The organism is Neisseria sp. HMSC066H01 (assembly GCF_001837375.1).
Classification (GTDB): Bacteria; Pseudomonadota; Gammaproteobacteria; order Burkholderiales; family Neisseriaceae; genus Neisseria.
This window is the reverse complement of sequence record NZ_KV832195.1, coordinates 87249-112762: the sequence shown is the minus strand read 5'-3', so window position 1 is coordinate 112762 and position 25514 is coordinate 87249. Positions and strand designations below refer to the sequence as shown.

23 protein-coding genes are annotated in these 25514 nt (G+C 47.2%); 9 read left to right on the top strand and 14 right to left on the bottom strand.

What is annotated here, in order from left to right:
• The first annotated feature begins 55 nt into the window (after positions 1-55).
• From HMPREF2551_RS07415 to HMPREF2551_RS07395, 5 genes are all read left to right on the top strand, one after another.
• Complete coding sequence (locus tag HMPREF2551_RS07415; RefSeq protein WP_004519973.1) at positions 56-271, top strand: hypothetical protein; 216 nt, start codon at positions 56-58, stop codon at positions 269-271.
• Positions 243-668 (top strand): low molecular weight protein tyrosine phosphatase family protein, encoded by a 426-nt coding sequence (locus HMPREF2551_RS07410; RefSeq protein WP_231550755.1) that lies wholly within the window; start codon positions 243-245, stop codon positions 666-668. The genes HMPREF2551_RS07415 and HMPREF2551_RS07410 overlap by 29 nt, the downstream gene beginning before the upstream one ends.
• Before the next feature lie 182 nt (positions 669-850).
• Positions 851-2152 (top strand): polyamine export protein PaeA, encoded by a 1302-nt coding sequence (locus HMPREF2551_RS07405; RefSeq protein ID WP_070838195.1) that lies wholly within the window; start codon positions 851-853, stop codon positions 2150-2152.
• A gap of 59 nt (positions 2153-2211) precedes the next feature.
• Positions 2212-3015 (top strand): RNA ligase family protein, encoded by an 804-nt coding sequence (locus tag HMPREF2551_RS07400; RefSeq protein WP_070814549.1) that lies wholly within the window; start codon positions 2212-2214, stop codon positions 3013-3015.
• A gap of 32 nt (positions 3016-3047) precedes the next feature.
• Positions 3048-4181: an AAA family ATPase gene (locus HMPREF2551_RS07395; RefSeq protein WP_070838193.1), complete on the top strand. Its 1134-nt coding sequence runs from the start codon at positions 3048-3050 to the stop codon at positions 4179-4181.
• A gap of 97 nt (positions 4182-4278) precedes the next feature.
• Here HMPREF2551_RS07395 and HMPREF2551_RS07390 read toward each other — a convergent pair whose 3' ends face one another.
• The 11 genes from HMPREF2551_RS07390 to HMPREF2551_RS07340 all read right to left on the bottom strand — a co-directional run bounded on the left by HMPREF2551_RS07390 (position 4279) and on the right by HMPREF2551_RS07340 (position 14300).
• Positions 4279-4584, bottom strand: a complete 306-nt coding sequence (locus HMPREF2551_RS07390; protein WP_070838191.1) for a hypothetical protein — start codon at positions 4582-4584, stop codon at positions 4279-4281.
• Positions 4585-4608: 24 nt separating this feature from the next.
• On the bottom strand, positions 4609-5499 hold the full coding sequence (locus HMPREF2551_RS07385; protein ID WP_036491160.1) for an NAD(+) kinase: 891 nt from the start codon (positions 5497-5499) through the stop codon (positions 4609-4611).
• A gap of 26 nt (positions 5500-5525) precedes the next feature.
• Positions 5526-6098 (bottom strand): ubiquinone biosynthesis accessory factor UbiJ, encoded by a 573-nt coding sequence (locus HMPREF2551_RS07380; protein WP_070838189.1) that lies wholly within the window; start codon positions 6096-6098, stop codon positions 5526-5528.
• Positions 6099-6148: 50 nt separating this feature from the next.
• The gene (locus tag HMPREF2551_RS07375; RefSeq protein ID WP_070838187.1) at positions 6149-6922 is read right to left on the bottom strand and encodes an SDR family oxidoreductase; all 774 of its coding nucleotides are present in this window, start codon (positions 6920-6922) and stop codon (positions 6149-6151) included.
• A gap of 89 nt (positions 6923-7011) precedes the next feature.
• Entirely contained in the window at positions 7012-7653 is a 642-nt protein-coding gene (locus HMPREF2551_RS07370; RefSeq protein ID WP_036491149.1) for a TetR/AcrR family transcriptional regulator, read from the bottom strand.
• Positions 7654-7671: 18 nt separating this feature from the next.
• The gene (murB, locus tag HMPREF2551_RS07365) at positions 7672-8712 is read right to left on the bottom strand and encodes a UDP-N-acetylmuramate dehydrogenase (protein WP_070838185.1); all 1041 of its coding nucleotides are present in this window, start codon (positions 8710-8712) and stop codon (positions 7672-7674) included.
• Between the two features lie 69 nt (positions 8713-8781).
• The gene (locus HMPREF2551_RS07360) at positions 8782-10161 is read right to left on the bottom strand and encodes an MATE family efflux transporter (RefSeq protein ID WP_070838184.1); all 1380 of its coding nucleotides are present in this window, start codon (positions 10159-10161) and stop codon (positions 8782-8784) included.
• A 103-nt stretch (positions 10162-10264) separates the two neighbouring features.
• Entirely contained in the window at positions 10265-10702 is a 438-nt protein-coding gene (locus HMPREF2551_RS07355; RefSeq protein ID WP_004519960.1) for an acyl-CoA thioesterase, read from the bottom strand.
• A gap of 26 nt (positions 10703-10728) precedes the next feature.
• Positions 10729-11658, bottom strand: coding sequence for an LpxL/LpxP family acyltransferase (locus HMPREF2551_RS07350; RefSeq protein WP_070838183.1), 930 nt, complete (start codon positions 11656-11658; stop codon positions 10729-10731).
• Between the two features lie 4 nt (positions 11659-11662).
• Positions 11663-12388 carry a glycosyltransferase family 2 protein gene (locus HMPREF2551_RS07345; protein WP_070838181.1) on the bottom strand — a complete coding sequence of 242 codons (726 nt, stop codon included), beginning with the start codon at positions 12386-12388 and terminating at the stop codon, positions 11663-11665.
• 145 nt (positions 12389-12533) lie between these two features.
• Positions 12534-14300 carry an ABC transporter ATP-binding protein/permease gene (locus tag HMPREF2551_RS07340; protein WP_070838179.1) on the bottom strand — a complete coding sequence of 589 codons (1767 nt, stop codon included), beginning with the start codon at positions 14298-14300 and terminating at the stop codon, positions 12534-12536.
• A 236-nt stretch (positions 14301-14536) separates the two neighbouring features.
• Between HMPREF2551_RS07340 and HMPREF2551_RS07335 the strand changes: the two genes are divergently transcribed.
• From HMPREF2551_RS07335 to HMPREF2551_RS07325, 3 genes are all read left to right on the top strand, one after another.
• Positions 14537-16738: a TonB-dependent receptor gene (locus HMPREF2551_RS07335; RefSeq protein WP_070838177.1), complete on the top strand. Its 2202-nt coding sequence runs from the start codon at positions 14537-14539 to the stop codon at positions 16736-16738.
• A gap of 199 nt (positions 16739-16937) precedes the next feature.
• Positions 16938-17501: a peptidylprolyl isomerase gene (locus HMPREF2551_RS07330; RefSeq protein ID WP_004519955.1), complete on the top strand. Its 564-nt coding sequence runs from the start codon at positions 16938-16940 to the stop codon at positions 17499-17501.
• A gap of 122 nt (positions 17502-17623) precedes the next feature.
• A complete protein-coding gene (locus tag HMPREF2551_RS07325) occupies positions 17624-18481 on the top strand; it encodes a CAF17-like 4Fe-4S cluster assembly/insertion protein YgfZ (RefSeq protein WP_070838175.1) in 858 nt (285 codons plus the stop codon).
• Positions 18482-18732: 251 nt separating this feature from the next.
• Here HMPREF2551_RS07325 and HMPREF2551_RS07320 read toward each other — a convergent pair whose 3' ends face one another.
• The 3 genes from HMPREF2551_RS07320 to alaS form a co-directional block, all read right to left on the bottom strand.
• Positions 18733-19590 (bottom strand): DNA adenine methylase, encoded by an 858-nt coding sequence (locus HMPREF2551_RS07320; RefSeq protein ID WP_070838173.1) that lies wholly within the window; start codon positions 19588-19590, stop codon positions 18733-18735.
• Between the two features lie 18 nt (positions 19591-19608).
• The gene (locus HMPREF2551_RS07315; RefSeq protein WP_070838171.1) at positions 19609-21084 is read right to left on the bottom strand and encodes a ParB N-terminal domain-containing protein; all 1476 of its coding nucleotides are present in this window, start codon (positions 21082-21084) and stop codon (positions 19609-19611) included.
• Between the two features lie 114 nt (positions 21085-21198).
• A complete protein-coding gene (gene alaS, locus HMPREF2551_RS07310; protein ID WP_070838169.1) occupies positions 21199-24093 on the bottom strand; it encodes an alanine--tRNA ligase in 2895 nt (964 codons plus the stop codon).
• A gap of 251 nt (positions 24094-24344) precedes the next feature.
• Between alaS and HMPREF2551_RS07305 the strand changes: the two genes are divergently transcribed.
• On the top strand, positions 24345-25475 hold the full coding sequence (locus tag HMPREF2551_RS07305) for a polyamine ABC transporter substrate-binding protein (protein ID WP_070838167.1): 1131 nt from the start codon (positions 24345-24347) through the stop codon (positions 25473-25475).
• Positions 25476-25514: the final 39 nt, after the last annotated feature.

Below are 25514 nucleotides of genomic sequence, written 5' to 3'. Positions count from 1 at the left end.
ATAAAAAATCGCGGCTGCTGAACCCGATTTCCGAAACAAAATTAGAAAGCAGATAATGGACAATTTAGATCAAAGTCGTAGCCGTGCATGGCGACGACATCAAGAGCAACGCCCTAGTCATCGTGTACATGGCAAAAATCCTTTGAAATATAAACCTGAAAAAAAGTGGGATTTGATGTATCTCCGCAGCAATAAAATCAAACGTGCACAAAAACTGGGTTTTATTTATCCGTTCAGACAGCATGAATTTGATGCTGAATGGTTTGATTAACTCAAAAGATACATTTTCGATTCAATCGAGATGGTTTTCACAAGGCGGATACTTTCCGCCTTTTTTAATTTTTATGAATGCACTTTTTATTTGTAGTCGTAACCAATGGCGCAGTCCTACCGCTGAAACCGTATTTCGACGTTATCCAAATGTGCAGGCACGTTCTGCAGGGACCAGCCCCAATGCGCGGCATACTGTTTCCATAGATGATATTGCATGGGCAGATAAGATTTTCGTGATGGAACAAAAACATAAGAGCCGTCTGCTGGCACAGTTTCCCCGTGCTTTGCAATATAAGGAAATGATTGTTTTAGATATTCCTGATGATTACAGATACATGGATGAAGAGTTGATAGAAATATTGAAGGAAAGTGTCGTGCCTTATCTGTCTAGATAATGAGGTTTTCCTCAAGATTATCTGAAAAAAATATGACTTACTTCTAAGTAAAATTTATTCCAAAACATCATTTACTTCACGCATCACTGACAAATAAAACGCAAATCTAAAATCAAATTGAATTTTTCAGACGGCCTTTTCTGTTTGAATATTTTTAACCTATACCATACACATACTTTTTCATGAATATTTTTGAAGCCTTACTATTATTGTGCCTGCTGATTGTCATTAGCGCGTTTGTGTCCTGTTCCGAACTCGCGCTTGCTTCGGCACGCAAAATCAAATTGCAGGTCATGGCGAAAGACGGCGGCGATACGCGCGCGCTGGATGTGCTCAATATGCAGCAGCAGCCGGGCAGTTTTATTACCGTTGTCCAAATCGGTTTGAACGCCGTCGCCATTCTTGCCGGTATCGTCGGCGAGGCGGCAATACGTCCTTATTTTGGCAAGCTATTGGAGAATGCAGGCAGTTGGGGCAGCACAGTTGCCTCTTTGTTGACCTTCTCGCTGGTTACAGGCAGCTTTATTTTAATTGCCGACCTGATGCCCAAGCGTATGGCAATGACCCATCCCGAAGCGGTGGCGGTACGCATTGTCCGTCCGATGATGTTTCTGATTTTTATCTTAAAACCCCTTGTCTGGGTTTTTGACGGGTTGGCAAACACAATATTCAAACTCTTCAAAATCTCAACCGTCCGTCAGGAGCAGCTGACCTCGGAAGATATTTATGCCGTCGTTGATGCAGGCGCTCAGGCTGGTGTGTTGAAAGAGCAGGAACACTATCTGATTGAAAACATTTTTGATATGCAGGAGCGTAAGGTAACTTCCACCATGAGCACGCGCGAATACATTGTCTATTTTGATAAAAACGACAACAGCGATACCGTGTTGGAAATGATGTCCGACAAACCGCACAACAAATTCCTCGTATGCGACGGCGATTTGGAACGCGTCATCGGCTACATCGAATCACATACGCTGCTGACCTTGTTTTTAAAAGAAAAAGACGTCCGCCTGACCGACAAGCGTGTATTGCGCAAAGTCTTGTTTATTCCCGACACGCTGTCGCTTTATGATGTGTTGGAGACCTTCAAAACTTCCGGCGAAGACTTTGCCGTCGTAGTGAACGAATACGCGCTGGTGGTCGGCGTGGTAACGTTGAAAGACGTGATGAGCATTGTGATGGGTGAGCTGGTCAATACCGAAGAAGAGCCGCAAATCATCCGCCGTACCGAGGACACCTGGCTAGTGGACGGCGCGACCCCGCTCGCCGATGTCATGCGTGCGCTGGATATCGAAGAGTTTCCCGATTCGGAAAACTACGAAACCATCGCCGGCTTTATGATGTATTCCCTGCGCAAAATCCCGAAACGCACCGATTTTTTGGTTTATGCCGGTTATAAGTTTGAAATCATCGATACCGAAAACTTGAAAATCGATCAACTTTTGGTTTCCAAGCAAGAAAATGTGGTGGGGAAAATGTAACGGGTTGCTGGGAATATTTGAAAAGAAAATTAAAAAATAAATAAAAAGGAAAAAATATTATGACAACTAATGAACCTCAAAAATACGCCCGCAGCCTGCACGCACCCATCAGCCTCGGTACCACCTCTGACGACCGCTTTATGCCGCGCGGCTTTCTTTCATATTTTGCCTCGCTGCCGAAATTGGTTTTAACCGAAAAATTAGATGGGCAAAACAACTGCTTTGCCGCACACGGCCTCTATGCCCGTAGTCATACTGCGCCTACTCAGCATCCGTGGGATAAACCTTTGCTGCAACGATGGCAGCAAATCAAAGATGATTTGGGCGATCTCGAACTTTTTGGCGAGAATATGTACGGCATTCATTCGATTGCCTATTCTCAATTGGAAAGCTATTTTTATCTATTCGCCGTCCGTCGTGGCGGACATTGGCTTTCATGGGAAGAGGTTAAATTTTATGCGCAGCTGTTTGATTTTCCGACTGTGCCAGAAATTCCCATTGTGCAGCCTCTTGCCGACTTTACCCAAAAATACGCCAATGAAGATATTGCTTTAGCGCAATGGCTGGCCGCTAATTTGGGAGAGTCGTGGACGGAGAGCGTACAAACTGCCGGCAAACTTGGCGGCTACGATCCGAATACAGGAGCAGCATGCAGCGAAGGTTTTGTTATCCGTAACGCCGCTGATTTTGCCACCAACAACGGCAACCTGCCTGTTCAATCCAATGAATTCGACAACCTTTTCAAATTGGTACGAGCCAAACACGTTAAAACCGATGTTCATTGGACGAAAACTTGGAAGCCTGCCCATCTTATTGATTACGACAAATACCATTGGCAAAGCTGGCAGTTTCAGACGGCCTGAAGTCCAATTATTCAATAATAAGAAAGACAACCATGTGGACATTCCCATATTACATACCCGGCCAACTTCCTGATTGGCAAGCCTTAGAACGTCGTTTCAGCTGGTTTGTCGATATGAAAAACGTTCCCCAAGATCCTGAATGGCATGCCGAAGGCGATGTATTTACGCATACCAAAATGGTGTGCGAAGCCCTTTTAAAACTGCCCGAGTTTCAAGCGATTGATGAACAGGAGCAGCATATTCTGTTTGCTGCCGCTATGTTGCATGATGTGGAAAAACGCAGTACGACCAAGCGTGAAATAGAAAACGGCAAAGAGCGTATCGTTTCGCCGCATCACGCAAAAAAAGGCGAGCATACCGCCCGTACTTTGCTGTATACCGAACTTGCCGCTCCGTTTGCCGTAAGAGAAGCAATCGCTAAACTTGTACGTTTGCACGGATTGCCCTTATGGGCGATTAACAAGCCTAATCCTGAGCGAGCCGTCATAGCAGCCAGTTTGCAGGTTAACACTGCGTATCTTGCCATGCTTGCTAAAGCCGATGTTTTAGGCCGTATATGCTGCGATCAACAGGATATTTTGCTGCGCATTGATTTGTTTCGTGAACTCTGTGAAGAAAATGCTTGTTGGGGCAAGGCGCGTACTTTTGCCAGCGACTACGGACGCTATCTCTATCTTAACGGCCGTAGCGAAATGCCGGATTATCAGCCATTTGATGATCGGACCTTTGATGTATACGCCATGTGCGCCATAGCAGGTAGCGGCAAAGACAGTTACATCAGGCAACATCTTGCCCATTTACCCATGCTGTCGCTGGATGAGATTCGCCGTGAGCGCAAACTTGATCCCGCAGATTCCAAACATACTGCCGAAGCAGTGCGTTTGGGTAAAGAGCAGGCAAAAGAATACCTGCGAGCCCGTACGTCATTTGTCTTTAATGCGACCAATCTTAACCGCGATCTGCGCAGCAAATGGCTGCCGATGTTTGCCGATTACGGTGCACGCGTGCATCTCATTTATTTGGAAGTGCCTTACACGCAATTACTATCGCAAAACCGTAACCGCGAACATTCTGTGCCGAATGATGTGTTGCACCGCATGATAGAAAAGCTGGAAATCCCTGATTACAGTGAAGCGCATACAGTGGATTTTGTGGTTTCTTCTTAACAGGTAAAAGGCTTGTAATCAGGCCGTCTGAAACAATCCAATGTTTCAGACGGCCTTTTTATGAAATTAAAAATTGCTAGAGCTAAGACAGAGGTCTTTATTCGCAATTTAAGCCTTTTGTTTTTTCAGCGAATGTATCCATGGCAATTTGGCACATGCGTTCACGTTGGCCTACGTCGGCGGCAGGCAGGATTTGGCGCAGGTATTTTGTGTTGTCGCGTTGGAACGATGCTTTATCGCCTGCTTTTTGGTAACACGCATCCGCACGGGTAAAGTATTGTTGGCAGATTTTCGGCAACTCTTCAAAGGACAAGGGTTTGCTTTTGTGCATGCCGTGTGCGGAGACGGAGAGGGAGGAAAGGGCGCACAGCGCAATGATTAAGGTTTTTGAAATGGTTTTCATGGTCAGCCTATTTATTGAAGTTGTTTAAATCAATTGTTCGCCCCAATGCAGCTTTTGGCGCAGGGTTTTGAAGTATTGGTAATCGGTGGGATGGAGGACACGCAAGGGGTTGTGATAGCGGCGGATGATGATGCGGTCGAAGTTTTGCACGTCGATATGGGATTGTCCGTCAAAATGTGCGCGTGCGTCGCCGCTTTTGGTAATGAGGATTTCGATTACGCTGGTGTCGGAGATGGCAATCGGGCGATTGGTCATGGATTGCGGGCAGATGGGCACGAGTGTGAAGGCGTGCAGACCGGCCTGCATGATGGGACCACCGGCGGCAAGCGCGTAAGCAGTCGAACCTGTCGGTGTGGAAATAATCAGGCCGTCCGAACGTTGGGTATAGACAAATTCTTGATTGATAAAGACTTCAAATTCGATCATTTGGCCTGCGCCGCCACGAGACAGTACGGTGTCGTTGAGGGCGAGGGCGCGTTCAATCGTTTCGCCGTCACGAATGATGCTGGCTTCGATGAGGATGCGTTCTTCGGGCAGATATTTGCCCTCTAGTACGGGGCGGATGCCCTCAACCATGGTGTCGCGTGAGATTTGGGTGAGAAAGCCCAAGTGGCCTTGATTGATGCCGATGATGGGGACGGCGCGCGGGGCGACTTCGCGGGCGGCGGAGAGGAAGGTACCGTCGCCACCGAGCACAATGACGAGGTCGCAGTATTTGCCCAGCTGGGCTTTGTTGACGGTTTCGCAGTAGGCGGAATCTTGGATATAGACGCAGTGTTCTTCTACGCTCAATTCATCCAGATAGATGGTGAAGCCGTTTTCGCGCAGAAAAGAAACCAATGTGTGGACGGTATCTTGAATTTCGGGCGTATTGGGACGCGTAACGATACCGATGTTTTTAAATGGGCTTTTCATGTAATAGGCCGTCTGAAATTAAGTATTTAATCTATCCAGATATCGCGCTCGAGGCAGTCGAGGCGTTCGTTTAGGCGGGCAACGTCGTCACGCAGTTTGTCCACTTCTTCCAGCCATGCGGCAAGCGTGGCTTGGTCGATAACAGGGGATTCGGGTTCGCGAGAAAAGTCGCTGATTTGTTCGGCAATGCTTTTGCCGATTTTTTTCATGGTGCGGCCGATGTCGCCGGCACGCGAGCTGATGCTTTCTGCGGCCACATGACCGAATATCCGCGCCAAATCTTCGCTCGGATAATAGCGCAGTCCGCCCAAAATAGGAAGGACGGACATGCCCAATACCAAGTCGCCTTCGAGGCTGATGTCACCCACGCCGGGCTGGCCGCCTTGGAGGATTTTTTGGATGGCGCTGTTGTGGAATGTGATGTTGGTGTCAGCGGTTTCGTGTGCGGTTTCAAGAAAACCTTGTTCGCTGATGCGTCCGGTCAGTCTGAAACCGGTCAGGCTGATGCAGATGATGCTGCCTGCAAATTCAGACAGCTCTCGCTGTTGCTCCGGATTTTGCTGTATCAGGTGGTTGATAATGGGAAATAGGGCGGACATGGTTTACTCTAAATGCCGTCTGAAACGGATGAATGGGTTGAGTCGCAATTTTACAGGCTTAGCCCGTCTGCGCAAACGGTATTTACAATTTTGCCGTTGCTTTCATCATCAACGATGAAATCAGGAGCCGGCAGGCTGAGTTTGGCTGCTTCGGCAGTATAAAATTCGGTCCGGCTTGGGTGGCGGGGTTCGACAATATTGCGGATACGTTTGCCGTCTGCTTGGCAGGCCGTCTGAAAAAGGACTTGGACGGCCAAGTCTTTATGAAGGATATTGACGGGTTGGTTGCCGCCTTGAATGCGTGTTTTTTGAACCAGCTTGGTAACGGGATGACGGTCGGCAGAGTAAAGTCCGCCCAGTCGCAATATGTCGATATGGGGGACGGCACTTTTCAGCAAGGCTTGCTCAACCTCGAGGATTTGACGGGCGGATTCGGTTTGCGGATCGGGCGGCGTGGTTTCATCGCATACGCGTGCTTGGTCGCCATACACGCTGGTGCTGCTGGTAAAGATGATGTGTTGTACCTTGCATCGCTCGGCAAGCTGAATCCATTTTTTCAGGGTATCGGCGTAGTGGTTTAATGACGAAGGCGGAAGCAGGCAGAACCATGTCGGCTTGTTGATATGGTTTTGCCACAATGCCGAATTGTGAAAAATATCGTCTTGATTCAAATCGATGATGTCGAGTTCAATCGGCAGATTGATGTCGTCGGAGGTCAGGTTGCGTTTGACGGCGGCTACCTGACTGCCTTGCTCATAACATTTTTGTGCCAGCGGCAGGCCGAGATAGCCTAAGCCGAGAATGGAAATATCGGGAAGGTGCATAAAGAAAGCATCCGAAAATTAACAGGCCGTCTGAAAATAGCTTTAACTTGGTTAAAGCCACGTTTTCAGACGGCCTTTGTATGGAAAAATTAATGGTTGCTGCCGATTTTTTGGTCGAATTCGGCACGGTGTTCCGGCAGGAGGTAAGGGCGCAACAGACTGAGTGTGCGGCTGATGCCCCGTACTTTGGAATCTTCGGTCAACTTGGCGCGGCCGCGCAGGGAGCTATCGAAGTCGAACCAGTATTTCGTCACCATCCACATATTGACGGCAAGGTCGTTCATGGCGGTTTGGTCTGCGCTGATGATGTTCAGCCCGTTGAGCTGGGTCAGCAGGTTGACCAACAGCGGGGAAACTTTGGCTTGGGTAAAGGTATTGTGTTCGCCCAATAATTCGGCACTGCGGGCAAGCAGGGTGTTCACATCGCTGAAAAGGAAACGGTATTCCCACATCACATCATAAATACCGGCCATGTAGTTGATGGAGTCTTCCACATTAGACGGCAACACGGCTTCGTTAAGATAGGCAAGCAGGGCCTCGCTGTAACGTTTGAACAATTGGACGATGATTTCGTCTTTGTTGCGGAAATGGTAGTAGAGGTTGCCCGGGCTGATGCCCAAATGGGCGGCAATGTGATTGGTGCTGATATTGCGCTCGCCTTCTTCGTTGAACAAGGCGAGGCTGGCATTGATGATTCGTGTGTAAGTGTTGACTTTAGCAATGCGCGGCATGGGATACACTCCTTTGTTTTATAGGCTGTATGAAGTCGGCAGCCAGTTGGGTTCTGCGTGTAATTCTACCTGAAATTGAGTAAATACTGTATTACAAACATATTGTGCCAGCTGGCGGATATCTTGCGCGGACGCGTTGTTTTTATTCACCAAAACCAAAGCCTGCCTGTCATGCACGGCCGCACCGCCGATCTGATGGCCTTTCAGACGGCATTGGTCAATCAGCCAGCCGGCCGCGAGTTTGACCGAACCGTCAGGCTGCGGATAGCGTGGCATATTGGGGTATTGTTGCAACAAATCGGCCGCTTTTTCAGAGCTGACAACTGGGTTTTTAAAGAAACTGCCGACATTGCCAAGTACGTTAGGATTAGGTAGTTTACTGTTGCGGATTGCACACACTGCATCGGAAACATCTTTGGCCGTCGCCTCGCGGCCTTGGCTCAGTTCGGCAACCGCTGCCGCCAAATCGCCATAGCCCAAGTTCGGCACAAAATGCTCTTTCAACGCAAATACAACCGAAACAATCACATAACGGCCTTTGCCTTCCTGTTTGAACAGGCTTTCACGATAAGCAAAATCGCAATCGGCATTGGAAAGCTCGACAAAGGTTTCCGTATTCAAATCAAAGCAGCGGACGCTATGGATAACATCTTTGACTTCAACGCCGTATGCGCCGATGTTTTGTACCGGAGACGCGCCGACCGTACCTGGAATCAGGCTGAGGTTTTCCAGCCCGCTTAAACCCAGTTCAACCGTATGCAAAACAAAATCATGCCAAATTTCCCCGGCCTGCGCTTCGATATAAACCAGGCCGTCTGAACGCTCAATTTCGCGTATTTCCTTGTTTTCCATATGCACAACCAGACCGGCGTAGTCTTCCATCAAAAGGATATTGCTGCCGCCGCCGAGCCATAAAACAGTATCTCGGTTGAACTCGGGCAGCCGGACGATGTCGCGCAACTCGTCGGCATGTTTGAGTGCAACAAATGCTTGGGCTTGGGCTTTCAGGCCGAAAGTGTTGTAAGGGGTAAGGTCGGTTTGGTATTGGATGGGTTGCATGGGTTTAACTTTAAAACAGGAATTCGTTGATTAAATAGCGTAGTCAGTGGAGAAAGACTGCTTGTATTTTCAGACGGCCTTATGTGATTTGACCATCTCTTTACTACAAAGCTCCAAGCACCATACCAATGCGATGGCGGCAATCGTTAGTGAAACGGTCAGCGCGGTCCAGAAACCGTAAATGCCCATATCGACATGATAGGCAAGCAGGTAGCCGGGCAACAGGCCGCAACCCCAGAAAGCGACGGCATGGATGAACATCGGCATTTTGGTCACTTTATAGCCGCGCAGCGCATATGAAGCGATACATTGTGTGGCATCTGCCAGTTGGAATAGGGAGGCGAAAAATAAAACAGTCGCGGCAATGCCTAATACTGCCACATCGTTGGTGTACATACCGGCCAACTGAAAGCGAAAGATGACCAAGAGCAGTGCGGTGCAGGTGGCAAGTACCCAGCCCAATACCAGCGAAACGCCTGAAATATAACGCGCCCGCAGAAATTCTCGTCTCCCGAGAGAAAAGCCTACGCGTACCGTGCTTGCAGAGCCAACGCTTTGCGGAACCATATACAAAATGCCCGACAGGCTGATGACGACTTGTTGCGCGGCAACATAATCCTCGCCGAATGGCGCCACCAAAAAGACGATAAACGAAAACGCGCTGGCTTCTAGAAAATAAGACAAGCCGATGGGTGCGCCGATTTTCCAAATTTGTTTGAAAGCCGCCAAATCGGGTTTACCGATTTTTGCCGTCAAACCAAACGGACGGAAGAATTTTTCTTTGGCGATATAAAGCCACAAAGCCAATGCGCTGAACCAAAATACCGCCGCTGTTGCCACGCCGCAACCTGCACCGCCCAAAGCAGGCATACCGAATTTGCCGTAAACAAACACATAGTTCAGCGGCACATTCAACACAAATGCCGCAAAGCTGACCAACATAATCACGCGCGGACGGTTCAAGCTGGAGGCATAAGCATGCAGGGCGCGGTGTATCATGGCGGCCGGCATTGCCAAGCTGGTAAAGAGCATATATTGCGCCATCGTGTCTTCGACATAATCGTTCAATGTCAGCCAATGACGGAACGGCGTAATCATCGCCCACATCAACAGCATGCCGAATACGCCCAAACACAAACCAAACCAAATGCCCTGCATTCCTGTTTTGCCGACTTCTTCGGTTTTACCCGCGCCGTATAACTGGGCAATCATCGGGTTTAATGCCGCCATCACGCCCATAAAGGTAATGTAAATCGTAGAAAACGCGCTGCTGCCCAGTGCCACCGCGGCCAAATCTTTCTTGCCTGCGCCACCGGCCATTACTGTATCGACAAAACCAATGCCCACTTGTGCCACTTGCGCCAACAGCATAGGCAGGGCGAGGGCGGTAAGCAGGCGGGTTTCTTTTAAGAAAACAGGAAAGGCAAAGCGGTTGAGGTTCAGTAGCATAATGTGTGCGGTTTGAGGACAAAGGCCGTCTGAAAACGGAAATTTAAAATTATAAAGGGTAATGTTTGTACACAGACAAAGATTGGTTTAATCGCTAAATTTTTCAGACGGCCTTAAATGTCGGATGTCTTTTGACGGCTTCCAACCAACTGTCCGGCGTTTGAAACTGCATCAGGCCGTCTGAAAGCGAAACTGCGGCTTGGGTAGTCGAAGCGCGGGTCAGCTTTTCATTGGTTTCGGCATCGTAAATGGTGTAATCGATACGCAGGCAGCTTTCGATCTCGACGATGTCCATATCAACGCGGATTTTTTGGCCGAAACGGGCAGGGCGGATGTATTTGAGGTTCATCTGCACAATCGGCCAGCTGTACCCTTGCCGTCCCATTTCGTTGTAGTCATAACCGATGGAAGACAGAAAAGCGCAACGTGCGGTTTCAAGGTATTTGACATAGTTGCCGTGCCACACGATGTGCATGGCATCTACATCAAAAAAAGGAACTTCGGTTTCAAAGCTGTGTTGGCAGTAGATGTGTTTTTTCATGGTTTAAAAGAGTAAGTGTGATGGTTTCAGACGGCGTCTTCGCCCCAAAAATCATAAAAATTGAACCATTGTAGCGGATTTTGCGCACATTCTTGCGCCAAAATGTCGGCAAAACCCTGCATCGCGTCTTTGACGGCGGCTTCGCGGTTGCCGCGTTTCCAGCTGGAAGTATCGGTAAAGCGGCGCAGTTTCAAATGATGGCGGCCGTTTTGTTTGACGCAAAACAGCGTGTTTACTTGCGTTTTTAAAAGCGAAGCCAATAGCCATGCGCCTTGCGGCATAGGGGCGGTGTGGCCTAAGAAATTAATATCGGCGGTTTTCTCGCCGCGTACAGGTACGCGGTCGGCTGCGATGGCAATCCATTCGCCATCTTCGATACGGCGGTTCAATTCCATCATCAGGGTGGTGTCCAAATCGGTTACCTGAATCAGGCGGATATGTTCTGCGCCGGCTTTTTGCAATGCCTCGTTAAATGCCTGCGCGTGTTTGCTGTGCACCAATACATTGAGTCTGAAATCTTTATGGTGCGACACCAGCGCACGGCAAACTTCGGTATTGCCCAAGTGCGAACAGGCAAAAATCTGGCCGCGTTCGTTGCGTTTGATTTGCGAATAGATGTCGTCCGGATCTTCAATCACCAAATCTTCATAACGGATTTTGCGTTGCCACACGGCAAAACGGTCGCAAACTGCTTCGCCAAATGCAACGAATTGTTTGAATACGCTGTGTTTCGGCAGGACGGTATGGGGAAAGGCCGTCTGAAGACGGGTTTGATAGCGTAAGACATGACGGCGCGGTTTGGGCGCGGTTGCATAAAAATACAGCACCACAAACCAAATACACGGTCTCATCAAAAAGGCCGGCAGATAGCGCACCATCAATGTGGTCAGTGCGAGAAACAGGCGGCTGCCGCGTTCGGGTTGTGCCGCCCAATGGGTTTGTTTATGGTCGGTCATGGTTTCAGACGGCCTTTCCGAAAACTTTGCCCAATCGGTGTTTCAACATACCGAAAAACAGCCGTGTGTGCATTTTGCTGATGCGGACATTGTCGGCAAAGGCATCGAAGTGGGACACGCCGTCGGCGGCGTATTGGACGGGCGTTTTAATCCAAACCGGTTTGACGTCGCGCCAGTACAGGCGGATAAGGATTTCCGTGTCGAAGTCCATACGGTCGCCTACGGTTTCTTCGCGGACGACGGATAGCGCGGGTGCAAGCGGATAAAGGCGGAAGCCGCACATGCCGTCTTTGATGTCGCATGACCAAGTGTGCAGCATATTCCAGAAGTCGGTAATTTTGCGTCCGTAAAGCCGTGCTTTGGGCGCGTCGTCGCCGTATTGCGGCCAACCGCAAACAACGGCTTCGGGATTTTGTTCCGCAGCAGCAAGGAGTTTGGATGTGTCGTTTAAGCAGTGTTGGCCGTCTGCATCAACCTGCAAGACGTGGGTATAACCATACTCTTCGGCGTATTCCAAACCGGTTTTGACCGCTGCGCCTTTGCCGCCGTTGATGGGGCGGTAAAGGACATCGATGCCGTCTGAAACCAAAGCCTGCAATACAGGTTTGCATTCTTCGCGTGAACCGTCGTCCACAATTAAAACGTTTAAACCGAAGCCGCGCATGGTTTCGGCAACGTGGCTGATGGTGGTCGGGTGGTTGTAATGTGGAATGAGGGCCAGGGTTTTCATCAATATTCTTTAGGCGACGTTAACACAATGCAGAGTATAGCAAATAAACATGCCATAGCGTTTGAAAAGGCCGTCTGAAACGGCGAGGACAAAATCTTTGATTTCGTTTTTCACTGTTTCAGACGGCCTTTGGTATGCTCTTAATTCAGCATTGTACATAACCGACATCAAGGCATAAATCATGGAACTCGTTGAGCGTGCTACGGTGTCCGATGCTGATGATGATGCTGTCGGGCAGTTTTTGTTTTAAAGCACGGTAGAGCATGGCTTCGGTCGGTTCGTCCAAGGCGGCGGTGGCTTCGTCGAGCAGGATGACTTTAGGCTGCGAGAGCAGGGCGCGGACGAAGGCGACGCGTTGCAGTTCGCCCGGGGAGAGTTTGTGTTGCCAGTCATCGGTTTTATCTAATTTATCGACCAGATAACCTAATCGACAAGTATTCATGGCTTCGGCTAACTCGGGGTGATGATGGTCAATATCGGGGTAACAAATCGCATCGCGCAGGCTGCCTTGTGCCGTGTAGGGGCGTTGCGGCAGGAATAGGATGTCTTGATGCGGCGGATGGCTGACTTTACCACTGCTGCCGAAAGGCCAAAGTCCAGCCAGCGCGCGCAGCAATGAAGTTTTACCGCAACCGCTCGGGCCGCGTATCAACAGGGAATTGCCGCTTTTGAGGTTGATGTTGATGCCGTCTAATAAAACTTCGCCGTTGTGGCGGTATAGGGCGACGTTTTCTAAGATTAGGCCGTCTGAAACTTCGGTAAGGTCGGGTTGCTGCGCGCTGTGTTTTTCTTCCGTGCTCAGCAAAAAGCCGTACAGACGTTCCAGTCGGGCGCGGTAGGCAGTGAATTTGTTGTAGAACATCCGGAAGAAAGACAGCGCGTTTTGCAGTCGTGCGAAGGCTTGGACGGTTTGCTGGATGTCGCCGATTTTGATTTGTCCGGCAAACAGGCGCGGGGCTTGCAAAATAATGGGAAAGAGCTTGATGCCGTTGGTAAACATATCATTAAAGCCGCTCAAGCAGACGCTTTGGCGGGCGATGCGCCAACGGTTGCGGATGATGGCTTTGAAGCGGTCGGCAAGCTGGTCGTGTTCGTGTTTTTCGCCGTTGTAAAACGCGACGCTTTCCGCATGGTCGCGCACGCGGACAAGGGAATAACGGTAGTCGCCGTTGAGTTTTTCGTTTTCATAATTAAAACGAATCAAAGGGTTGCCTATCCACATGGCGATAAAGGTCGCCAAAATCACAAACATATAGACAAACCAAACGATGCCGTGCGGAATGTTGATGCCGAACACGGTCAGGATGCCCGCCAAGCCCCACAAAACAACGGCAAATTCCAGCGAGGTAACGACCGAATTGACCATGCCGCGCACAAATTCAATGGTCGAAGCAATGAATTCCTGCGCGTCCTGTTGGATACGCTGGTCGATATTGTCCGGCGCATGGCGGCGCATTTGCAGGCGGTAGTAGTTTTTGTCGGCAAGCCAGCGTGAAGTCAAAACTTCATTGAGCCGCTCCGACCATTTAATCGCCAAGCCTTGATCGAGAAAGTCGTTGACGACGTTGTTAAACGCCCGTATCAACACCACGCCCGCATTCATCGCTGCAAACATCCAAAACGCGGAGGCATTCAAATCCTGCATCGAGTCGTAAAGCCCTTTGGACATAAAGGTACTCAACACATTCAGCCGCACTTCGGTTAACAGCAGCGTAATCATCGCCGTAATCAGCAGCAATACTTTAACTGCACTTTTCGGCGTCAGGCAAAGGCGCAGGATATAGCTAAACTCGCGCCCGAAGCGCGTGTTGCGTGCAAAAAACAGAATCACCGCCGAAGCTGCGGCGACCATCAACAAGGTCTGCACCAACCAAGACGGTGAGGAATAAAGCTCGGTTTGCCATTTTTGCATGGGTGTATTCTCTGAAAGGGTCGTAAAGGCCGTCTGAACGGACGGCAAATTTATTGAATTATGATCACTATGAAAATAGTTTTTCAAACTGTTGTATTTTTGTATTTACAAACAGTTCTTATTTGTTTTTGTGGAAAGTAGGAATCTTATCAAATATAATCGCAAAGCTAAATTACTTTATAATTTTTTACCCGATATAAGAATTATTAATATTTCAATTCAGAAGGAATTAATTTATGAACAGCAAATTAGCCCTGATGCCGCTTTTGATTATGAGCGCATTTTCTTATGCCGCCGATGAAGCGACACCCGAAACCCCCGTGCAACAGCAGTTGCAGGAAGTCAATGTCCGCGCTGACGCCAAACGCGTCAAAGCCGCCCGTTCTTATTCCATCGCCAGCGACGGCGACTTGCGCGACCGCGTGAACTTGGGACTGCTGGGCAAGGCAAATGCCTTTACAGCACCAATTACAGTCGTCAATTACGACGAAAAAGTATTGGAAAACAACGCATCCCGTACATTAGTAGATACAATCGCCAAGAACGATGCCTCTACCATGCAGTTCGGCGGTGAAAGCAACACCATTCAAGGTGTCTATGTACGCGGTTTGCAACTTGATGCTCGTCAGTTTAGTATCAATGGTTTAGCAGGTCTTTATTCTTATTATCATACCCCGACTGCGGGTGTTTCTTCAGCACAGTTGATTAAAGGTGCTTCAAGTTCCACTGTCGGCATGGATCCTGAAGGTGCGGCAGGTTCTTCCGTCAACATTGAAACTAAAAAAGCATCCGATGAAGGCAACCGAAAAATCGGTTTAGCGGTTTTCAGTAAAAACCGTACCGAAGGTGCAATCGATATCGGTCAGCGTTTTGGTGAAAACAAACAATTTGGTATCCGTTTCAATGGTAAATACCGTCAAGGTGAAACGGCACGTAAAGGTTATAAGGAAGATAATCAGGAATTTGCATTAAATACAGATTATCGTGGTGAGAAATTACGCCTGTCTTTCGACTCGATGTATAACCATCGTAATACAGAGGGTGGTCGTGCTCGTATTCATGAAATGCAGAATCTTGACTTTGCTATGCCTGCCGCACCAAGTGGTAAAACTTTACTTGTCCCGTCTTGGCAGGAGCAAACTACCAAAACTATCACAAACGCACTGACGTTTGAATACGATACTGATTACAATATGCAGATTAGTGGTGGTTTGGGCTATATGGAGTCTGTGTATAAAGGTTCGTTTACACAACTTCTCATGAAAAACCGTGCAAATGGCGGTAATTTGGGTAATTACACGGCGCAGGCTGCACAACCGTTTGAATTCCTTTCACGCACAACTAGTGGTAATTTGAAAGCTCGTGGTGAATTTGAAACCGGTCCAGTTGTTCACAATTGGGCGACCTCATTCGATTACATCAAACGACACCGCGACCACGATCAGGGAGCGCGCAACGGGGATGCTTTGGATACCAACATCTACAACCCTGTTTTCCCTATTACCCACCGCGATAATCCTGCCAATATACAAGGAACAGAACATACGACTTATGAGACCCCCAGCCTTGCAATATCCGATACTTTGGGTTTCGCTGATAATACTATCCGTTTAACCTTGGGCGGACGTTATCAATGGGTAAAACAAACTGCTCATCCAAATTTGACAGGCAATGCAAAAACTGATGCAAGCCGCCGCTCCTCTACTGTGAAGTTCAGCAAAAAACGGTTTAGCCCGATGTTTGCAGCAGCTTGGGTGCCTAATACCGGTATGGTAGTGTATGGAAACTATATGCAAGATTTGGAACCGGGTGCGACCAATGAGGATACTGGAGAAATGTCCAAACCTCGTGTCAGCAAACAGATTGAAATGGGAGTGCGTAAAAACTGGGGTGATGTCGTAACCAGTCTGAACGCTTTCCAAATCGTCCGTCCTGGTTATTGGCGAAACACGCAAGAGCAACATGGTAAAGAAATCAACCGTGGTGTTGAGTTTAATACGTATGCCAACCTAATGAACAAAACCCTTCGTCCGAGCTTTGGTATTATGTATCTGAAAGCGCAGTTGAAAGATTATCCGCGTTACAATAATACTTTAACGAACGGTAATCAGGTTGCAAGTCCGCGTGTTATCGCTAAAGCAGGTATTGAATGGGATACGCCATTTGTCCAAGGTCTGACTTTGAAAAGCAATATCCAATACTACGGCAAGTCTTTCCAAGATACGGAACGCCAATATAAACTGCCTTCCTACACCTTGGTTGACGTAGGCGCGCGCTACAAAACTAAGCTGGGCAAAAATACTTTGACCGTCAGCAGCTCGGTAGAAAACCTGTTCAACAAAAACTACTGGCAGGTACAACGCGGCCAATACGACCGCAGCTTCGCCGTTGTCGGTATGCCGCGTACTTATTGGCTGAAAGCGGAATTGGATTTCTAATCTGATTTCGGTTTGACCGTAATAGCAGGCCGTCTGAAAGGGAATGATAAAAAGCAAAAATTTGTTTTTTATCCCTTTTCAGACGGCCTGATTTGATTGCCTTATGTTTTTTGCTTGAAAAATCTTACATGTTTTTTATGGATTTCACGCGAAACAAGGTTAATATTCCATTTTCACAATACATTATTCGAGAAGACATATGAAAAAATCCATCAAACTCACCCTGTGCGCCCTCGCACTGTCACTTTCCGTGCAAGCGCAAGCGGTTACCCATGCCGTGATTGAAACCAATATGGGCAACATCCAACTGGAGTTGGATGAAGTCAAAGCGCCGAAAACTGTTGCAAACTTTGTCAATTACGCCAAAAAAGGTTTTTACGACAACACGATTTTCCACCGCGTTATCGACAATTTTATGATACAAGGCGGCGGATTTACCGAGAAAATGGTTCAAAAATCCACCGATAAAGCCATCAACAACGAAGCAGACAACGGCTTGAAAAATAACGTCGGCACCATCGCCATGGCGCGTACCGGCGATCCGAATTCCGCAACCAGCCAGTTCTTTATCAATACGGCCGACAACGACTTTTTGAATTTCAAAAGCAAAACCCCTCAAGGCTACGGCTATGCCGTTTTCGGTAAAGTTACTTCCGGCATGGACGTTGTCCGTAAAATCAGCAAAGTGAAAACGGCGACACGCGGTTTCCATCAAGATGTACCGACCGAAGCCGTGATTATCCGCAAAGTCAGCATTAAATAATTTTGAATGCTTGAATCCAAGCAACAGGCCGTCTGAAACATTCAGACGGCCTGAATTTATTTATTTGATAATAAGCGGCAATTTGGGCGATAATTCAGCATCTACTATTTAAGGAGTCGATTATGCAAACCCGCCTGCCTTTTTTCGGCGTTGTCCGTGTCAGCGGTGAAGACAGAGCTTCATTTCTTCATGGCCAATTATCCAATGATATTAATAATTTAGCTTCTGGTCAGGCATGTTACGCCACATACAATACGCCTAAAGGCCGTGTGTTGGCGAATATGCTGGTCGTCAATCGCGGAGAGGATTTACTGTTGGTCATGGCGCAAGATTTGACCGAAGCCATCGTCAAACGCCTGAGAATGTTTGTCTTGCGTGCAAAAGTCGTCTTCGAGCTGATGCCCGATTTGGCAGTCAGCGGCGAGTTAGCAGACAATGCAGAGCCTCATCCTGCTGCCGAACCGCAACTGTCTTTTCCGGCCCAAATTCAAGCAAACACCGTAGAAATCGCCTTGCCACACACAGGCCGTCTGAAAATTTCAACAGCCGAAAACGCAGCCGAATATCAAGCAGAAGCCGAAAACGCGTGGAACCTGCACGAAATCCGCAGCGGCTATCCGTGGATTTGCGCCGCAACCAAAGAAGCGGCCGTTGCCCAAATGCTCAACCAACACATCATCGGTGCCGTCCATTTCCGTAAAGGCTGCTACCCCGGCCAAGAAATCATCGCCCGCGCCCAATACCGAGGCCAAGTCAAACGCGGTCTGGCCGTATTAGGCGGCGATTCTTTAGAAGCCGCCGGTATTGCCATCAAAGTCGGAGAGGAAGAAGCAGGCGTCATCCTCAATACAGCACTGACTGAACAAGGCAGCCTCAGCCTCGCCGTTATCAAGTTTTCCGCAGCAGAAGCAGCATTGACCGATGCAGACGGTAATGCTTTGAAACAGGAAGCACTGTTTTTTACGGTTGAGAAAGATTGATTGTTAGATGATTGAATAAAAAGCTTAAATATTAGCTTGAAATGAAAACAGAAAGGCCGTCTGAATTTCAGACGGCCTTTGATATTGAGTTTTGTTGGTACATGACCCAAGCTGCGTTTGCTGCTGACTGGATTACGGCATGGTTTGGAATCATTCGGTAGCAACAAAAAACGCGTGCGTGCGTACCGTACATACCCTAAGTTTGCATCGTTCGCCGGTAGTGTGTGTGGGTATGTCCACAACACATACGACTAACGGGGACGCAGGCTACAACTTGTTTCAGGAATTTGCATATGAGGCGAGAATATCATTATTTCATTTCCTTCCTTTTTAGTTTGAGCAGAATATCTCAAGGAATATAATATATTTCTAAAATTTCCATACATATCTTTAATCTCCTTAACTGCATCATAAGAGACTATCCAAAACTTCAAATTGCTAGCCAACAAAGCATCTCTAATCTCAATATGATCTTGATGAGTATAGAAATTTCTATACAATCCTTGTCCTTTTATGTAATACGGAGGATCCAAATACATGAAACTATTATTACAATAATTAGGTAAGAGCGATCTTATCAATTTAGCGCTATCTAAGCTAGTTAATTTGATTCTATCTTTTTTCCGAGCAATTTTTTGTATACGATTAATAAGGTCATCTTTATTATATCTAGCATCTAACTTCCATTTCCCATCTTGCTTATACCCTCCAATCACACCTGCTTTTAATATTCCTGAACGATTTGTTCTGTTTAAAAAGAAAGTCGCAAATCCTAGTTCTAAATGTGAAACATCTGTCCCTTTCTCTAATATGGATCGTTGTTTATTCCATGTATCCATATCTACCTTTGTATCTTTAATTAAAGAACATAAAATATCAGTTTCATATAAAACGGAATGCCAAAAGCTATAAATAGCAATATCAATATCATTTATATGTATTGTTTGTACATATTCTTCCAGTAGAAGTTCTAATGCAATTCCTGCTCCTCCTGCGAAAGGTTCAATATAATTTTTATCAAATAGGTCATTAATCTTAATAATTTCTTTTAGATAAAATGCTAGTTTACCCTTTCCTCCAGGATAACGTAATGGCGTATAGTATTTCATATTTTCTGCAAATAATAGTTATTCAGACCAAATTGCTTTTAATAAAGGTTCGAAATTATCCCACTCACGATTCAAAATATCTTTTGATGGAAGTAAGTGTTGATTATGAACATATTGTTGCAGTGTACCACTTGCCTTTAATTTATCTTTTGCAAATGCATTTATTGCTGAAATTTGAGTTTGGCTAAGTAATTTTTTCTCTTTTAAATAAGCAGAACACATCTCAACTTTATCATATAATCCAGGATTTCTTGTCTGGTCTTTTGGCTTTATTTGTTTTTCTTCTATGAATTCAGATACTGATAAATCAATAAAGACTCTTAGCATGACAGCAATGGAATAAGGATGCACGTCATGAGTCATTTTATTTTTCAATTCTTGAAAAATAGCCGAGCATTTTTTATTACCCCTAAATGAAAATTTTGTACTTATTGGAATTAATGAATTTCTGGCTGTATTATCCTTATTTGTATTTGTCCTTTTTCTCTTACCACTATCTTCATTATGTTCATAATCGTTATGCCTTGATGAATTATTGGGTTTTGAATTATCATTGTTATTTTCTTTATCGCCTGTATCATTTTTAGTTTCGCTCTGAAAACCGTTATCATTTCGTAGCTCTTCTCTATTTTTAAAAGCATCATCAAGTTTCCATGCTTTTACTTCAATCTCAGGATTACCAATACCAATCTGATTTAAGAATTCCTCTCTATCAGAAACATTATAAATCCTTGATACATTAAAATCAGGTTTATTATTGCCTGGTGAAATATAAACCATCTCTCTAAGTATTAAATTTAATTTAGCTAGAAAAGCTTCATATGGCAAGGTGGAATATAAGAAACTATTGACCAATGACAGACCAAATTTTTTTTGTGTATTTTTGTCAAATAAGCGACTTAGATTAGTAGCATAAATATATTTTTTATATTCTAAAATGTGCTTATAGTAGTCATGATGATCTAGAATAAATTTATAAATCTGTGATTGAATAGAAGTTTTCCCATGCTTAGCATTGTATCTATCAATTTCGGGCGTAGTCCATCGTTCGCGGCCTACGCCTTTATTATCACCTGTATGTTTTAGTGAAATCCAGTGATTATATTCTTCTTCATTTTCAATCACTACACATCGAATATTTTGTAAATTTTCAACTCTAGCTATCTTTTCTAGTTTTAAGAACTTCTTCTGAATAGTTTCCTTTTCTGCAATAGTGGGCTGTTCCAGCAATTTTAATGCAGTAGCTCTACGATTTCCTTCTAAAATGATATAAAAGTTTTCTTTACCTTCTTCTGTACACGGACGAACAATCATATTTTCAGAAGGATCTAATCCATTTTCAATAATGTCTTTTGCTAAATTAAAAATCTTTTCGCTTTGTAAGTCTAACATTAAATTTATAGCTTCTCGTTGGTTAGAAACCTCTCTAGTAAATCTAGGATTATCTAAATCCAACAACAAATTACTTATTTCTATATGTTCAATTTTATTCATAGTTCTTCTCTAAAATTATTTAGAATTAATCTGCGACCTTTGCAATAATATAAGTTACTAAAATCTTAAATTTTGTTGACAGATTATTTTGCAAAGGTCTCAATCTATTTTAGATCATACCAACTTGCCGCTTACCCAATCTTCCACGCTTCCTAGCATTTCAGGCAATTTGTCGGCATCTGTACCGCCGGCTTGCGCCAAGTCAGGACGGCCGCCGCCTTTGCCGCCGACTTGTTCGGCTGCAAATTTAACCAGATCGCCTGCTTTGACTTTGGCGGTCAACGGTTTGGATACGCCTGCACACAGGGAAACTTTGCCGTCGTTGACTGCGGCGAGCAATACGATGGCTTGTTCTGATTTGCCGGTCAAATCGGTCACGATCTCGCGCAGGGCTGCGGCATCGGCTTCGATTTGGGCGGCGACGAGTTTGGCTGCGCCCAAGTCTTTTGCGTTGTCCAAGAGTTTTGCACCTGCATGGACGGCGAGTTCGGCTTTGGCGCGTGCCAATTCTTTTTCCAATGCTTTGGCGTGTGCTGCGCCTGCTTGGATTTTCGCCAGTACGTCTTTTTCGGTTTGGGCTTTGGTTTCGGCAATAATGTCTTTAACCAAACGCTCTTGCTCTTGCGCCCATTTGAGTGCGTTCAGGCCGGTGATGGCTTCGATACGGCGTACGCCTGCGGCAATACCGCCTTCGCTGATGATTTTGAAGAGGCCGATGTCGCCGGTGCGTGAAACGTGTGTGCCGCCGCACAATTCGGTAGAGAAACCGCCCATTTGCAGTACGCGCACTTCGTCGCCGTATTTTTCGCCGAAGAGCATCATGGCGCCGGTTTTTTGGGCATCTTCCATGCTCATAATGGCTGCGTTGACGGCAACGTTGGCCAAGATGGCTTCGTTGACGCGGCGTTCTACTTCGGCGATTTCTTCGGCAGTTACCGCTTGAGGATGGGAAATGTCGAAACGGGTGGATTCGGCGGTAACCAAAGAGCCTTTTTGTTCAACGTGTTCGCCCAATACATCGCGCAGGGCTTTGTGCATCAAGTGGGTGGCACTGTGGTTGCGCATATTGGCATTGCGGATTTCGTCATCCACTTTGGCGGTAACGCTGTCGCCGACTTTCAGACGGCCTGAAGTTTGTACTCCGAATTGGCCGAATACGGCTGCTTTGATTTTTTGGGTATCGCGTACTTCAAAGCGGTTTTCGCCTGCGAAGATATAGCCGACATCGCCGACTTGACCGCCGGATTCTGCATAGAACGGGGTAAAGTCGATAACGACGGCACCTTCGTCGCCTTCGTTCAATTCGTCGACTTGCTCGCCGTCTTTGTAAAGGGCGAGGACTTTGGATTCGGTTTGGCGTTCGCTATAACCTTTAAACTCGGTATCCTGACCTTCGTAAGGCAGTTGGGCGTTGGCTTTGAAACTTTGTGCGGCGCGTGCGCGTGCGCGTTGGGCTTCCATCTCACGCTCGAAGCCTGCTTCGTCCAAGTCGATGCCCAGTTCGCGCGCCATGTCGGCGGTTAGGTCGTAGGGGAAACCGTAGGTGTCGTAGAGTTTGAAGATGTGTTCGCCGCCGATAACGAGTTTGCTGTTGGCGATGTTGTCCATCAAGTAGGTGTTCAAGGCTTCGGCAAACGGTTTTTCCGCGTCGGGAATATGGGCGGTTTCCAAAGCAGCCTGCAAATCGATATACATGCCTTCGTTCAGGCTGCCTGAAACTCGAGGACGGATAACGATTTGCTTTTTGCCCGGAGTAACACGGGAAGCGGCGGTAAATTCCACACCATCTGCGGTTTTCAATGTCAGAGGTTTGCCTACACCGTCTTGCGGCAACAAGCTTTCCAGTTTCAGGAATTTCATGCCGTTGAGCACTTGGTTGAACAAGCCCATGCCTTTTTCCAGCGTTTCGCCGAAGCGGCTTTCTTCCGCGCGCAAGGCTTCCATAATCTGTGTCTGTTTCTCTTTCAACTCAGGATACGCGGCGCCCATTTCTTTCACCAAATCGGGCACGAGTTTGTAGAAAAACGCCTGTTTTTGGCCTAGTTTGTAACCGTGGCGAACGGCGCGGCGGATAATGCGGCGCAATACGTAGCCGCGGCCTTCGTTGGAAGGCAAGACGCCGTCTGCAATCAGGAAGGAGCAGGAACGGATGTGGTCGGCGATGACTTTCAGGCTGGGTTCTTCCATGCTGAATGGCGCGCCGGTTTCGCGGGCAACGGCTTTGAGCAGGTCTTGGAACAAGTCGATTTCGTAGTTGCTGTGAACATGTTGCATGACGGCGGCCATGCGCTCCAAGCCCATGCCGGTATCGACGGAAGGCTTAGGCAGCGGATTCATATTGCCCTGTTCGTCGCGGTTGAACTGCATGAATACGCAGTTCCAAATTTCGATCCAGCGGTCACCATCTTCTTCAGGGCTGCCCGGAATACCACCCCAGATTTCTTCGCCGTGGTCGTAGAAAATTTCGGAGCAAGGGCCGCAAGGGCCGGTGTCGCCCATTTGCCAGAAGTTGTCGGATGCGTATTTCGCGCCTTTGTTGTCGCCGATGCGGACGATGCGCTCGGCAGGCATGCCGATTTCGTTCAACCAGATGTTGTAGGCTTCATCGTCTTCTGCGTAAACGGTCGCCAAGAGTTTTTCTTTAGGGATGTTCAGCCATTCGGGAGAAGTGAGGAATTCCCAAGCGAAGTGGATGGCGTCGCGTTTGAAGTAGTCGCCGAAGGAGAAGTTGCCCATCATTTCAAAGAAGGTGTGGTGGCGTGCGGTGTAGCCGACGTTTTCCAAGTCGTTGTGTTTGCCGCCTGCGCGTACGCATTTTTGCGCGGTAGTGGCGCGGTTGTAGGGGCGTTTGTCAAAGCCGAGGAACACGTCTTTAAATTGGTTCATGCCTGCGTTGGTAAACAGCAGGGTCGGGTCGTCGTGTGGCACGAGCGAGGAAGAGCGGACGATGGTGTGGCCTTTAGATTCGAAAAATTTCAGGAATTTTTGGCGTAGTTCGGTGGTTTTCATAATGTCTCGATAAAATTTTGTACAAAGATTTCAGACGGCCCGGACGGCGCGTTGAGATTAAAAACGAATGGGCGTTATCTTACCGCAAAACCATATTTCAAGCTATCGGCAGAAAGGTTTTAAGTTGGCGGCAAGCTGTCTTTCAGACGGCCTCAAGCGGATCGATATCTTTTAACAATGAAGCCTATCCGCCCCGGCTTGCCTGCTTTATAATGCCTTTCTCTTTTCAACCGGATACGCAAGGAATGATAATGGCCAAACATCTGTCCCTCATCGTACTGACTGCGCTGGCATTGGCCAGCTGCGGCGGCTCGGACAAAAACTCTGCCGACAAGGCGGCGCAAACCGATAATCAAAAGGTATTGAGCATTTACAACTGGTCGGAATATGTCGATCCCGAGACGGTTGCTGCGTTTGAGAAAAAACACGGTATCTCAGTAACTTATGATGTATATGACAGCGATGAAACGCTGGAGAGCAAGGTATTGACCGGCAAGTCGGGTTACGACATCGTGGGTCCTTCCAATGCGTTTGTCGGTAGGCAGATTAAGGCAGGTGCGTATCAGAAAATCGACAAATCCCTGATTCCCAACTATAAAAACCTCAATCCACAATTAATGAAGTTGATGGAAGGCGTTGATCCGAACCACGAATATGCCGTTCCATTTTATTGGGGGACTAACACTTTCGCCATCAATACCGAGCGTGTGAAAAAGGCTTTGGGTACGGACAAATTACCGGACAATCAATGGGATTTGGTGTTTAACCCCGAATACACGTCCAAACTCAAGCAATGCGGCATCAGCTATTTGGACAGCGCGGCGGAGATTTATCCTATGGTATTGAACTATATGGGTAAAAATCCAAACAGTAGCGAAACGGCGGATATTAAGGCGGCTACGGAAGTTTTGAAGAAAAACCGTCCGTACATCAAGCGTTTTACCTCGTCCGGTTTTATCGATGATTTGGCGCGCGGCGATACGTGCGTAACAATTGGTTTTGGCGGCGATTTGAACATTGCCAAACGTCGTGCCGAAGAAGCGGGCGGCAAGGAAAAAATCCGTGTGATGATGCCGAAAGAAGGCGTGGGGATTTGGGTGGATTCGTTTGTGATTCCGAAAGATGCCAAACATGTGGCCAATGCCCATGCATATATCAATGATTTCTTAGATCCTGAAGTTGCGGCGAAAAACGGCAATTTTGTTACTTATGCGCCGTCCAGCAAACCGGCTCAGGAGCTGATGGATGAAGAGTTTAGAAACGACAATACGATTTTCCCGACTGACGAGGATTTGAAGAACAGCTTTATCATGGTACCCATCCAGCCGGCGGCGTTGAAATTTATGGTCCGCCAATGGCAAAGCGTGAAAGCAGGAAAGTAAGCTGATTTGACCATATTAAGGCCGTCTGAATGGTGTAAC

What these genes read in the sequence shown, in the direction of transcription:
- HMPREF2551_RS07415 (WP_004519973.1), top strand. Translation starts at nt 56, where the DNA reads ATGGACAATTTAGATCAAAGTCGTAGCCGTGCATGGCGACGACATCAA.
- HMPREF2551_RS07410 (WP_231550755.1), top strand. Translation starts at nt 243, where the DNA reads ATGAATTTGATGCTGAATGGTTTGATTAACTCAAAAGATACATTTTCG.
- HMPREF2551_RS07405 (WP_070838195.1), top strand. Translation starts at nt 851, where the DNA reads ATGAATATTTTTGAAGCCTTACTATTATTGTGCCTGCTGATTGTCATT.
- HMPREF2551_RS07400 (WP_070814549.1), top strand. Translation starts at nt 2,212, where the DNA reads ATGACAACTAATGAACCTCAAAAATACGCCCGCAGCCTGCACGCACCC.
- HMPREF2551_RS07395 (WP_070838193.1), top strand. Translation starts at nt 3,048, where the DNA reads ATGTGGACATTCCCATATTACATACCCGGCCAACTTCCTGATTGGCAA.
- HMPREF2551_RS07390 (WP_070838191.1), bottom strand. Translation starts at nt 4,584, where the DNA reads ATGAAAACCATTTCAAAAACCTTAATCATTGCGCTGTGCGCCCTTTCC.
- HMPREF2551_RS07385 (WP_036491160.1), bottom strand. Translation starts at nt 5,499, where the DNA reads ATGAAAAGCCCATTTAAAAACATCGGTATCGTTACGCGTCCCAATACG.
- HMPREF2551_RS07380 (WP_070838189.1), bottom strand. Translation starts at nt 6,098, where the DNA reads ATGTCCGCCCTATTTCCCATTATCAACCACCTGATACAGCAAAATCCG.
- HMPREF2551_RS07375 (WP_070838187.1), bottom strand. Translation starts at nt 6,922, where the DNA reads ATGCACCTTCCCGATATTTCCATTCTCGGCTTAGGCTATCTCGGCCTG.
- HMPREF2551_RS07370 (WP_036491149.1), bottom strand. Translation starts at nt 7,653, where the DNA reads ATGCCGCGCATTGCTAAAGTCAACACTTACACACGAATCATCAATGCC.
- murB (WP_070838185.1), bottom strand. Translation starts at nt 8,712, where the DNA reads ATGCAACCCATCCAATACCAAACCGACCTTACCCCTTACAACACTTTC.
- HMPREF2551_RS07360 (WP_070838184.1), bottom strand. Translation starts at nt 10,161, where the DNA reads ATGCTACTGAACCTCAACCGCTTTGCCTTTCCTGTTTTCTTAAAAGAA.
- HMPREF2551_RS07355 (WP_004519960.1), bottom strand. Translation starts at nt 10,702, where the DNA reads ATGAAAAAACACATCTACTGCCAACACAGCTTTGAAACCGAAGTTCCT.
- HMPREF2551_RS07350 (WP_070838183.1), bottom strand. Translation starts at nt 11,658, where the DNA reads ATGACCGACCATAAACAAACCCATTGGGCGGCACAACCCGAACGCGGC.
- HMPREF2551_RS07345 (WP_070838181.1), bottom strand. Translation starts at nt 12,388, where the DNA reads ATGAAAACCCTGGCCCTCATTCCACATTACAACCACCCGACCACCATC.
- HMPREF2551_RS07340 (WP_070838179.1), bottom strand. Translation starts at nt 14,300, where the DNA reads ATGCAAAAATGGCAAACCGAGCTTTATTCCTCACCGTCTTGGTTGGTG.
- HMPREF2551_RS07335 (WP_070838177.1), top strand. Translation starts at nt 14,537, where the DNA reads ATGAACAGCAAATTAGCCCTGATGCCGCTTTTGATTATGAGCGCATTT.
- HMPREF2551_RS07330 (WP_004519955.1), top strand. Translation starts at nt 16,938, where the DNA reads ATGAAAAAATCCATCAAACTCACCCTGTGCGCCCTCGCACTGTCACTT.
- HMPREF2551_RS07325 (WP_070838175.1), top strand. Translation starts at nt 17,624, where the DNA reads ATGCAAACCCGCCTGCCTTTTTTCGGCGTTGTCCGTGTCAGCGGTGAA.
- HMPREF2551_RS07320 (WP_070838173.1), bottom strand. Translation starts at nt 19,590, where the DNA reads ATGAAATACTATACGCCATTACGTTATCCTGGAGGAAAGGGTAAACTA.
- HMPREF2551_RS07315 (WP_070838171.1), bottom strand. Translation starts at nt 21,084, where the DNA reads ATGAATAAAATTGAACATATAGAAATAAGTAATTTGTTGTTGGATTTA.
- alaS (WP_070838169.1), bottom strand. Translation starts at nt 24,093, where the DNA reads ATGAAAACCACCGAACTACGCCAAAAATTCCTGAAATTTTTCGAATCT.
- HMPREF2551_RS07305 (WP_070838167.1), top strand. Translation starts at nt 24,345, where the DNA reads ATGGCCAAACATCTGTCCCTCATCGTACTGACTGCGCTGGCATTGGCC.